The sequence below is a fragment of the Streptosporangium sp. H13245 genome (assembly GCF_055690525.1).
The window spans coordinates 68,038-78,268 of record NZ_JBSZKT010000039.1 but is presented as its reverse complement, the minus strand read 5'-3'; the positions used below and the strand labels follow the sequence as shown (position 1 = coordinate 78,268).

Annotated in this window: 11 protein-coding genes; 3 read left to right on the top strand and 8 right to left on the bottom strand. The window is 70.6% G+C overall.

Annotated elements, in window-relative coordinates:
- Positions 1–647, top strand: a 647-nt coding sequence (locus ACW9TB_RS33770) for an MFS transporter (RefSeq protein WP_472752165.1), incomplete at its 5' end; no start/stop codon positions are given.
- A gap of 115 nt (positions 648–762) precedes the next feature.
- On the opposite strand, the gene ACW9TB_RS33765 is transcribed toward ACW9TB_RS33770, so the two are convergent.
- The 4 genes from ACW9TB_RS33765 to ACW9TB_RS33750 form a co-directional block, all read right to left on the bottom strand.
- Positions 763–1,626 carry an LLM class F420-dependent oxidoreductase gene (locus ACW9TB_RS33765; RefSeq protein ID WP_472752164.1) on the bottom strand — a complete coding sequence of 288 codons (864 nt, stop codon included), beginning with the start codon at positions 1,624–1,626 and terminating at the stop codon, positions 763–765.
- 233 nt (positions 1,627–1,859) lie between these two features.
- A complete protein-coding gene (locus ACW9TB_RS33760) occupies positions 1,860–2,486 on the bottom strand; it encodes a methylated-DNA--[protein]-cysteine S-methyltransferase (protein WP_472752163.1) in 627 nt (208 codons plus the stop codon).
- On the bottom strand, positions 2,483–2,974 hold the full coding sequence (locus ACW9TB_RS33755) for an RNA polymerase sigma factor (RefSeq protein ID WP_472752162.1): 492 nt from the start codon (positions 2,972–2,974) through the stop codon (positions 2,483–2,485). The genes ACW9TB_RS33760 and ACW9TB_RS33755 overlap by 4 nt, the downstream gene beginning before the upstream one ends.
- Before the next feature lie 135 nt (positions 2,975–3,109).
- A complete protein-coding gene (locus ACW9TB_RS33750) occupies positions 3,110–3,610 on the bottom strand; it encodes a methylated-DNA--[protein]-cysteine S-methyltransferase (protein ID WP_472752161.1) in 501 nt (166 codons plus the stop codon).
- Between the two features lie 332 nt (positions 3,611–3,942).
- On the opposite strand from ACW9TB_RS33750, the gene ACW9TB_RS33745 reads away from it, so the two are divergent.
- Entirely contained in the window at positions 3,943–4,350 is a 408-nt protein-coding gene (locus ACW9TB_RS33745) for an ATP-binding protein (protein WP_472752160.1), read from the top strand.
- Positions 4,351–4,406: 56 nt separating this feature from the next.
- Here the strand turns inward: ACW9TB_RS33745 and ACW9TB_RS33740 are convergent, their stop codons facing one another.
- The 3 genes from ACW9TB_RS33740 to ACW9TB_RS33730 form a co-directional block, all read right to left on the bottom strand.
- Positions 4,407–5,225, bottom strand: coding sequence for a hypothetical protein (locus tag ACW9TB_RS33740; RefSeq protein WP_472752159.1), 819 nt, complete (start codon positions 5,223–5,225; stop codon positions 4,407–4,409).
- Positions 5,226–5,240: 15 nt separating this feature from the next.
- Entirely contained in the window at positions 5,241–5,804 is a 564-nt protein-coding gene (locus tag ACW9TB_RS33735) for a hypothetical protein (RefSeq protein ID WP_472752158.1), read from the bottom strand.
- A gap of 603 nt (positions 5,805–6,407) precedes the next feature.
- Positions 6,408–7,421, bottom strand: a complete 1,014-nt coding sequence (locus ACW9TB_RS33730) for an LLM class flavin-dependent oxidoreductase (RefSeq protein WP_472752157.1) — start codon at positions 7,419–7,421, stop codon at positions 6,408–6,410.
- A gap of 215 nt (positions 7,422–7,636) precedes the next feature.
- On the opposite strand from ACW9TB_RS33730, the gene ACW9TB_RS33725 reads away from it, so the two are divergent.
- A complete protein-coding gene (locus ACW9TB_RS33725) occupies positions 7,637–8,590 on the top strand; it encodes a sporulation protein (protein ID WP_472752156.1) in 954 nt (317 codons plus the stop codon).
- Between the two features lie 107 nt (positions 8,591–8,697).
- Here the strand turns inward: ACW9TB_RS33725 and ACW9TB_RS33720 are convergent, their stop codons facing one another.
- Positions 8,698–10,137: a condensation domain-containing protein gene (locus ACW9TB_RS33720; RefSeq protein ID WP_472752155.1), complete on the bottom strand. Its 1,440-nt coding sequence runs from the start codon at positions 10,135–10,137 to the stop codon at positions 8,698–8,700.
- Positions 10,138–10,231: the final 94 nt, after the last annotated feature.

Below are 10,231 nucleotides of genomic sequence, written 5' to 3'. Positions count from 1 at the left end.
CCCCACCCCCTACTGGGAGCAGTGGGTCCGCGACCTCGACCAGGGCGGCGGCGCCGTACCCCCCTCGCTGCGCCTGCTCGTCATCGGCAGCAACATGGACCAGCTGGATCATCCTCATGGGAATCGTCGCCTTCGCGGGCCTCGTCGGAGAAGGCGCCGCCAACGACTGGACCGCCGTCTACCTCTTCCAGAACCTCGGCGCCCCCCAGCCCGTCGCCGCCGCCGGATTCGCCGTCTTCTCCACCACCATGACCATCGGCCGCTTCGCCGGAGACCACCTCGCCCAGCGCTTCGGCCCGGTACGCCTGGTCCGCTACTCCGGCCTCATCGCCGCCGTCGGCCTCGCCACCACCCTGCTCACCGGCCAGATCCCCATCGCCTTCGCCGGATTCGCCCTCTTCGGCTTTGGCCTGTCCACCATCGTCCCCCAGGTCTTCTCCGCCGCCGGCAACCACGACCCCGCCCGCGCCGGACAGGCCATCGCCCAGGTCGCCACCGTCGGCTACGCCGGCCTCGTCGCCGGACCCGCCATCATCGGCGCCGCCGCCGAACTCATCGGCCTGCCCGCCGCCCTGGGCATCCCCGCCCTGCTCGCCGCCTTCATGGCCGCCTCCGCCGGAGCCCTGCGCCCCCGCACGACACCGTGACCGGCCGACAACGCGGCCTTGTCTTTCGTTGATGAGTCTTCAGTCCTCTAAATGATCTTGAAATCAGGACAAACGCCTTTACGAAGTAAATTAATGACTTTCCATAGCAGAAGGTTCAGCGTCCGGCCGGAGTGATCTCAGAGATCCGCGCGGCGAGCGCGGCCAGGTGCGCGAGCGAGGAGTCGGCGGACGCGTCGGAAACGGCGACGATGACATGGTCGATGCCCAGGGCTGCCAGCTCACCGCAGCGCCGCACACTCTCCTCGACACTCTGGCCGTCGGGGATACGCAGGTGGAGGGTCTTCTCGATCTCCTCGTAGGGCCGCCCCAGCCGTTCACAGTGGGCCCGCAGCACGCCGAGCTTGTGCCGCACATCGGCGCCGTACAGGAGGTTGCAGGCGTCGGCGTACTCGGCGACGAGACGCAGGGTCTTCTTCTCCCCGCTGCCGCCGACCAGGATCGGCGGGCGCGCCCGCGGCGCGTTGAGCGTACGCTCCAGCCGATAGTGGCGCCCCTCGTATGGTTCGTCCTTCTCGCTCCACATCTGCCTGGCGATCTGAAGCGTCTCCTCCAGCCGCTCGAACCGCTCGGCCAGGGAAGGAAAGGGCAGGCCCAGGCCGCGGGCCTCCCGCTCGTACCAGCCGGCACCGATACCGAGGACGGCGCGTCCGCCGGAGAGCGCGTCCAAAGTGCTGACCTGCTTCACCAGCAACCCGGGCTCGCGGTAGACGGCGCCGGTGACGAGGGCGCCCAGCGTGACCCGGCCGGTGAGAGCCGCGGCATAGGACAACGCGCCGTACGCCTCCAGCATCGGATCCTCCACGGCGCCGAAGTTGGGGATCTGGAAGAAATGGTCCATCACCCAAAGACTGTGCAGCCCCGCCTCGTCGGCACCGCGGGCGACGGCCGCGAACCGCCCGGCGATGGCGGCGTCACCACCGGGCCAGACGAAGCGAGGACAGGTCAGACCGAGTTTCATCGAACACTCCTTGATCGGGGGGGCATGCCCGCGAGGGAAGCCGAGGGAAGTCGCGCCACCGCGGCCACCGGCATCGCGGGCATCGCAGGCGTGTCGCGGACAGGTCGCGGGCATCGCGGGCATGAAAAAACCCTCTCGCCCGGGTCTTCGCACCCGGGACCAAGAGGGCACCGTAGGAGTAATCATCTCACATGCCACGCCCGGCACCCGCCGGGAAGGCGAGACACAGCGGGTCAGCGGGTACCGCCCTCCTCCAGGGCCAGCAGGGCGCGTTTGGCGTCGGGGCCACCGGCGTAGCCCCCGGCGGTGCCGTCGGAGCGCACCACCCGGTGGCAGGGCACCACGACCGGCAGCGGGTTGGTGGCGCAGGCGGTGCCCACCGCGCGGACCGCCCGAGGGCTGCCCGCGGCGGCGGCGACCTGGGCGTAGCTCTCGGTACGGCCGTAACCGATCTCCCCCAGGTGCCCGAGCACCTCGCGCCGGAACCCTGTCGACAGCCGCCAGTCCAGCCGAAGGTCGAACCGGGTCCGCTCACCGGCGAAGTACTCCCCCAGCTGACGGCTCGCCACCTCCAGGCGGGCCGGGGCGCACAGGATGCGGGGGCTGACGCTCTCGGCGAGCTGCCGCAGCACGGCGTCGTGGTCCTGGACGGCGTAGGCCACCCGCACCAGCCCCCGGCCGGTGGCGGCCAGCAGCAGCGTCCCGACGGGGGTGTCCAGGGTGCGGTAGGCGACGTCGAGGACCCCCTCGCGCTGCGCCCGCTCGGCGAGCCGCCCGCGCAGCCGGTCCATCGCGGGGGCGTCCTGGACGGGAAGCGCCGCGAACAGCTGCCCATCGCGCGGGTCGGATGCGGTGGTCATCGGGCCACTTCCCTTCGGTCGTCGCGTTCTGGATAGATGGTGCGCAAGGTCTTGATGCCGTCGGCCGCCGCTCTGCGGGCGGCGTCGGTACTGCCACCGTGCAGGGCGGCGATCTCCTTGTACGGCAGCCCGGCCAGGTAGTGGTAGGCCACCGCCTGACGCTGCCGGGCAGGCAGCGCCTTCAACGCCCGCCACAGGTCGCCGTCCCAGTCCTCGGGGCGGCCGATACGGCTGGGGCGCTCCGGCGGCGTCTCCACCGGGGTGGGCCTGCGGGCGGCGGCGCGGGTGACGTCGATGGCCTTGCGGTGGGCGATCGTCACCAGCCACGCCTCGACGTTCGCGTCGGGCGGCAGGTCGGGGTAGGCCTTCAGCGCCGACAGGAACGTCTCCGACCAGGCGTCCTCCGCCTCCTGGGGCCCCAGCACCGCCCGGCACACGCGCAGCACCATGGGACCGTAGTCGGTCACGATCTGCTCGAAAGGTCGCATGCTCCCACCTTGCCGCCGACTGATCGTCTCCCGGAGGAGGCCCGGCCCCCGAGACAGGGAGCGCCGCTCAAACCTTGCCGCCGAGTGGTCGCGTCCCGGAGGACGCCCCGCCCCGCCGAAAGGTGGGGTCGACGCTCAAAACAGCCTCGCCGCCTTCCGCTCGGCCGGCTCCTCCAGCTCCAGCAGGAACCGCTTGCGCTCCAAGCCCCCGGCATAGCCGGTCAGACTGCCGTCCGCGCCCACCACCCGGTGACAGGGCACGATCACACTCAGCGGGTTACGGGCGTTCGCGGCACCGACCGCCTGCGCCAGCGACACCTTACCCAGCCGCCGCGCGAGATCCCCGTACGAGCGGGTCTCACCGAAGGGAATCTCCATCAGCAACTCCCACACCCGCTGCTGGAACTCATCTCCCCGAGGAGCCAGGGGAAGCTCGAAGCGGGTCCGCTCACCGGCGAAGTACTCCCCCAGCTGACGGCGCACCTCCTCGAAACCCGAGTCGTCGTAGGTGCCCCGATCCTCCGGCGCGGGACCGCGCAGGTGCCGTTCGAAGTACAGCCCGCACAGTACGCCGTCCTCGGCGACCGCGGTCAGGTCGCCCAGCGGCGACGCGATGACGGTGTGGGTCCTGGCCATGTCACTTCGTCCCTTCCGGTCCCGAGGGACCACCGATGTGGCCCCTCACCCTGAAGACGTACGGCGGCCGGAAAACGTGAGGACGATCCGCGAAGATCATTGAACGCCTCGGCCTGCGGGCCCCCGCCCGCGGCGCGCGGCGGTACGGCCGGACGCGATCCGGGCGACCTCACCTGGGGATGGAGCGCTCCCACCACGAATGGATGATTGAGCAGGTCAGGCTGGGTAGTGACCCTTCACAACTTCCACAGCGACCGTCCTGGTTCTGGCGGACACGTCGGTAACGCCCCCCGGTGAAAGCCACAAGACGGCACCCACGTAAGGGGACAGACATGCACACCGACCAGCGCGGCCACTGGCCGATCAGCACCGACCTGATCAGCCTGCGCCGGCACCTGCACCGCTACGCGAGCCAGGTGGGGCTGGCCGGAACCCGACGCGACGACCTGCTGCTCGCGACCAACGAGGCCGTCATCAACGTGCTGGAACACGGCGACGCGGCCGGCACCGTGAGCGTCTGGCACGACGAGGCCGACCTCGTCGTCGACGTCGTCGACGACGCCGGACGCCTGAGTCCCGACCAGGCCGACCGCCGTCGGCCCACCCCGGGCTCGGTCCGCGGCTTCGGGCTGTGGCTGATGGGCCGGCTCTGCGACGAGTTCACCATCTGCCAGAGCGACGGCCACTCCCGCGTCCGGCTGCGGATGCGCCTGCACACCGCCCCCGGCGCCGCACGATAACCGGCCGGGGCCGTGAACGGCCCTGAAGTCCTGGCCCCCGCATGGCGCCGCCGGGCTCAGCCGGACCGGCTGGCCGTGAACATCAACGGGGCACCGACCCCGTGCCGGGAACCCGCGTCGGCGAGGAAGGCGGCCAGCCATCCCAGAGCACCCGGCGACCACTCGGCCAAGGTGCCCCGGAAGGTCGCCCGATGCCGAGCGGGCCCGCACCACAACTCGTCGATGACGGCGGGCTCCAGGACCACCTCGTCGTCATCGTCGTCGTCGCCCGTCACGGAGACCGAGTCACACGAGAAGACGCCCTGATCGAGCTCCCGCATCCACCGAAGCATCTCGGGCGCCGCCGAACGGATGGCCGGATCCTGCCCGCCGTCCAGCGTGACCCGCACCCGTGTTCGCACCTCCGGGTCACCGTCGGCGAACCAACCGGCGTCCTGGAGCAGGGCCACCACGGCGCTCCCGCGCAAAGACGCGCCCGCCGTCACATCGAGGCTCTGCACGGGCAGCAGAACCTGAACCGCCCGCAGGCGCGAAGCGCCGACACGGGCCACGACATCACCCGCGCACGACAGGAACGCCTGCACCGGCAACGGCCGACCGGCCGGGACCGGCGACGTCAGCGACACCTGAAACCACGCGAAACGCGCCGGTCGCGATCCCCCCGATCCCGGCACCGGGTCCTGCCCGGCGTCGTTCATCCCCCACAGGCCACCGGAGGCGTTCTCCACGGCCTCGGTGAGCCAGCCCATCGCGGACGACCGCGCGACGAACAGGCTGTAGGCGTCGGAGGAGGCGACGAGAGGATCTCGCCACGGGTGCGGCACCAGCTCACCGTACAGAGCCGCGAACATGGTGCCGTCGGGTCTGATACTCACGTCGCCCCTCTCGTGTTACCGCCTGCAGAAGATGTTCTGCCCCGGGGTGACGAGCTTGCCCGGGTCGTCGGGCACGCCGACCAGGTCCACGTCGACGACGCTACGCCACCCCGTCAGGCTGCCGCTGGTGCAGCCCGCGCGCCCGGTCGCGCGGTTACCCGCCCCGCCGCCGGACCTCACCGTCGCGCTGCCCAGCGTGCCGGCGTTTCTCCAGCTGCCGTCAGCGTAATACTGCTGCAGCTGCACCGTGACGATCGCCAGCGTGGCGTTGCAGTTGCCGTTGACCCACCAGCCGTGCGCGGACGCCTCGAAGGCGGAGCTGGAGATGTGGACGTAGTCACCCCTGGTCTCGAAGAAGCACACCGACGACGGCGACCGGCTGTTCGTCGAGGAGTTGCTCGTGTTCCTCGCACTCGCCTCGCCACCGGCGGGAGCGGGCGCGGGGACAGGGGCGGGCGCGGGCGCCGGAGGGGGCGCGGATCGCGCCGGGACCGCGATCGCCGGGGTCTGCGACATCCCGAGCAGCACCGCGCCCACAATGCCGGCCGTCGTGGAGATCGTACGAAAAGAGCGACGCATGACCGCACCTCCGAGCTGAGTCGAGCATGATCAGGGACTGCCGCGCCCCCTGGCCGGTGGTGGAAGAAACGCACAACGCTGACCTCGATCGGCGCGCGGCATAAACAAACGTGTCATTGGCGTTCTATTGTGTCAAGAAAATTAAAATTGCTAAGCAGTGTTTTGTAGCCATATGACTTATGATTTCACATGCACCCCAACAGCTCGCCATATAATGCTTTTAGTGGCAATGTCCCACAAGTCCGAAATATGTGATGGAATTCCCGTAAGCCGAATTGCCGACAACACCGGCAAGCCCATCCACATCCGCACGATCGACGCCCTCGACCAGCGCACCGGCCCCCACGATGGCGACAAATGCCGACAAAAACATAGAAATCCACGGGCCAGCGAGACGGATTCAACAACGGCACCCGCCCCCGGAAAGCAGCCCCGACCGGCCGCCCGCCGAACAACGACGCACGTCCCCCCACCGAGCCCCTGTTTGTTGGGGATGGGTCTTTAGTCCACTACGATCGGTCTTAAAATCAGCCGAGCACCTTTACAAAGTATATCAAATATAGACATATCTGGCGATTATCGGACACCGGCTGTCCCGGCGTCTCAGCCGAGCCTCGGCAGCACCTCGGCGCCCAGCCGCCGGATGTTCTCCAGGGTCCGGGCATGCTCCCCGGCGCCCTCGACCATGAGGATCAGGTGGTCGAGCCCTGTCACCTCGCGGGTGCGCCCGATCGTCTCCACGCAGCGGTCGGCGTCACCCACCGGGTGGACGCCGGTCAGGAAGCCGACATACTCCCCCACGTCCCGCACGGGCCGCCGACGGCCGTCCACCGGCACGTACCCCTCCAGGCCCGGCGCCAGCCAGCGGGGCATCGCGGCCCGCAACTCCCGCACGGCCGCCCTCGTCGAGTCGGCCACGTACCCGACGACGGCGGCCACGTGCCGGACCGCACCCGTACCGGCGTCCGCGTCCGGCGGGAGCCGCGCGGGGGGACGCGCCGCGTCGTAACCGGCGAGCATCGCGGCCTTGCCCGCGTCGTCCATGTGCATGCCGAGCAGCATCGGGAGCCCCCGCTCGGCCGCCAGCCGCGCCGTCCCCGGCGAGGTGCACGCCACGACGGGCCGCATCGACGCCGCCGGTACCATCGCGACCTCACGGAAACGGAAGAACTCCCCCTCGGCCGACACCGTGCCCCGCCCCAGGGCCTGGCACAGCAGGTCGAGCGACTCGGCGAAGCCGCGCTCGAACCTCGCCAGGCCGGTGCCGAACACCTCCAGGTCCACCCAGGGCCCGCCCCTGCCGACCCCCAGCGCGAACCGCCCCTCCGACAGATGGTGCAACATCGCCGCCTGCTCGGCCAGCGCCACCGGGTGCTGCGTGGACAGCACGCTCACGGCCGTGCCCACCCCGATCGTCCGCGTACGCCCGAGCGCCACGGCCGCCAGCGTGGCCGCCGACGGGCAGACCCCGTACGACATGAAGTGGTGCTCGGCGATCCAGGCGTCGTCGAACCCCGCCTCCTCCGCGACCGCGATCGCCTCCACGCAGTCGCGCAGCACCCGTCCCTGCGGCCTGCCGGGGAAACCCGCCGCGACCAGGAAGATTCCGATCCGCACGCCGCTCATGGTCTCTCGCGTACGGGCCGGTGGCCGCGGATTCACGAAATCGGCCACAAGCGGACCCGCCCGTGCCGCCGGTGAAGGAGCCGGGCCCGAACCCCAGGTCGAGGAACACTTTTTACATACCGATCCGGTCCGGGGGGAACCGCGGCCCCACAGTGATCGTTTGACGTGCGGTCACAGCACACGCACGTGAACGAGGAGAGGAAACCGTGATCTTCAAACGGATGCTGGGAGCCTTCGGGGTCGGAGCACCCTCGGTGGACACCGTCCTGGCCAGCCCGAGGGCACGGCCCGGCGAGCTGCTGAGCGGCGAGGTACGCGTCAAGGGCGGCGACTTCGACGCCGACATCGAGTACATCGCGCTGGGACTGGTCACCCGGCTGGAGTCCGAGCACGACGAGGGCGAGCAGGTCGGCCTGGTGGAGTTTCACCGCACGCAGGTCTCCGGAGCGTTCCGGCTGCGCAGCGGCGAGGACAAGGTCGTCCCCTTCCAGTTCCCGGTGCCGTGGGAGACCCCGGTCACCGAGATCGCCGGACAGCACCTGCGCGGCATGGCCATGGGGGTACGCACCGAGCTGGCGATCGCCGCGGCCATCGACAAGGGCGACATGGACCCGGTCGAGATCGAGCCGCTGGCCTCCCAGCGAGCCGTGCTGGACGCCTTCGTCCGGCTCGGCTTCCAGTTCAAGGGTGCCGACGTGGAGCGGGGTCACATCTACGGCCTCAGCCAGCAGCTGCCGTTCTACCAGGAGATCGAGTTCTACCCGCCGCCCGCCTACGCGGGACAGGTCAACGAGGTCGAGCTGACCTTCGTCGCCAACCCCGCGGGCCTGGACATCGTGCTGGAGGCCGGTAAGCGCTCCAGGGGTCACGGCTCCGGGGGCGACGCCCTCGGCCGCTGGCAGACCGGCCACCAGGAGGCGGTGCAGCGCGACTGGGCCGCGGAGATCAACGGCTGGCTGGCCGCGCTGGCCCAGCGCTCCCACGACGGCTTCTCGTACGGCGGCCACGACCCGTACGCCCAGCACGGTGGCCACCATGACTCCCACCACGGTCACCACGGCCCCGGCTGGGGTGGGGTCGCGGCCGGTGTGGCCGGTGGTTTCGTGGCCGCCGAGGTCATCGACGAGGTCTTCGAAGAGGAGGAGGAAGAGGAGGAGTGACCGCGCCGGGGCTCGCCCGATGAGCCCGCGCACTCCAGAACGGTGACGGCCCGTCCCGCGACGTCGCGGGATTCGCGGGACGGGCCGACGTCACAGGTTCGGCCCGGTCAGCGTGTCCGGCTGGGCTCGCTCACGGGGGAACGTTCGACCGGGGTGATGTCGCACAGGTCGGCGACCGTGTCGAGGGGGACCTCCTCGGCCACGGCGCGTACCAGCAGGGTCTCCATCCCGCGCAGCAGCGCGTGGACCGTGGGCCGGGGCAGGTAGGCGGTGTCGGCCAGCAGGGAGAGCTCGCAGGTGTGCCTGGCCTGTCCGGTGGCGAACTGTGCCGTGGCGTCCACCTCCGTCCAGGAGCCGGTGAGGGAGAAGGTGGTGCGTTCGGTGAGGGCGGCGATCGCGGCGGGATCTCCCGGGGGCCTCACCGGCGGCAGGTCGGGCCAGTCACCGATGCTTCGCGCGTCGTTGAAGTAGGCCGACAGGTCGATGGGGCCGCCCCGTTCGCGGCCGATCTCGGCCCGGAGTGCCATCATCTCGAACGGCTCGTAGAGCGCGTGGCGGTAAGCGGTCAGCGCCTGCCGGTGTCCCAGGCGGGTGGCTTCGGCCAGCGTCCCGCCGGGCAGATCCAGCATGAAGATCCCGTCCTGCGCGGCCGGGCCCACCAACCCCCCGATCCGCCGATCATGCCGGTTGGCCGCGATCAACTGCATCACCACCCGCCGATGCCCCGTCAACACCGACAACAACACCGCGGCGGCCGTGGTCAGCACACTGGCCGAACTCACCCTCCACCGCGCGGCCAGCACCTCGGCCGCGAGCCCCAAGGCGACCGACTCCATCTTGATGCGGATGAACCTCGGCTCCTCCCCCTGGCCCGGCGGGTAGTCGAACATGGAGCGCGGCGCCTCCTGCAGCACTCCCCGCCAGTGCCGAAACGCCCGCCCTCCTCGCTCAGCCCCCTCCCCCTCTCGTTCGAAGGCCGCCTGATCCATCGGCTGCCAGTCAGGAGCAGCCCCCTCAGCCCCCGCCAGCAGAGCACGCCAGTCAGCCGCCAGCAGGTCCAGCGCACCCCCATCGGCCGCCAGATGCGACACCCCGAACGCCACCGCCCTCGGCCGCCCGTCCACCAACACCACCGCACACCGCACCGGCACCTCACCCGCGTAGTCGAAGGCCGCAGCCGCCAACCTCGCCGCCACCTCCCGCGCCACCCCGATCGGCCCGACCCCCTTGTCCGCCTCCACGACCTCGACCGTCACCCGCCCCGACCGCGCCACATGCTGCGCCATCCCCCCGGCGCCCGGCCGGAAGTTCGTCCGCAACGACTCATGCCGCTCGAACAACCGCCGCACCGCACCCAGCACCTCACCAAGATCACGCCTGCCGTACACCGGCAACACCCAGGGCATATTGAAATAGGGATCGCCCTCGCCCCGCCAGGTGGTCAGCCGCCAGATCGACGCCTGCCCCCAGGTCAACGGAGCCACCCCACCCCGGGCACCCGCGAACTCCACCACGACCGTACGCCGCGACCCCTCGTTCGCCGTCATCGAGATCGGGCGATCTGTGCGGCCACACCGGCCACGCCGACTGCACCGGCCACGGATGGCGCCGTCGCGTCGAGCGGGCCGGGGAGCCGGACGG

Excerpts from the sequence above, each read along its gene's own strand:
- ACW9TB_RS33765 (WP_472752164.1), bottom strand. The coding sequence starts at position 1,626 with ATGAAACTCGGTCTGACCTGTCCTCGCTTCGTCTGGCCCGGTGGTGAC.
- ACW9TB_RS33760 (WP_472752163.1), bottom strand. The coding sequence starts at position 2,486 with ATGACCACCGCATCCGACCCGCGCGATGGGCAGCTGTTCGCGGCGCTT.
- ACW9TB_RS33755 (WP_472752162.1), bottom strand. The coding sequence starts at position 2,974 with ATGCGACCTTTCGAGCAGATCGTGACCGACTACGGTCCCATGGTGCTG.
- ACW9TB_RS33750 (WP_472752161.1), bottom strand. The coding sequence starts at position 3,610 with ATGGCCAGGACCCACACCGTCATCGCGTCGCCGCTGGGCGACCTGACC.
- ACW9TB_RS33745 (WP_472752160.1), top strand. The coding sequence starts at position 3,943 with ATGCACACCGACCAGCGCGGCCACTGGCCGATCAGCACCGACCTGATC.
- ACW9TB_RS33735 (WP_472752158.1), bottom strand. The coding sequence starts at position 5,804 with ATGCGTCGCTCTTTTCGTACGATCTCCACGACGGCCGGCATTGTGGGC.
- ACW9TB_RS33720 (WP_472752155.1), bottom strand. The coding sequence starts at position 10,137 with ATGACGGCGAACGAGGGGTCGCGGCGTACGGTCGTGGTGGAGTTCGCG.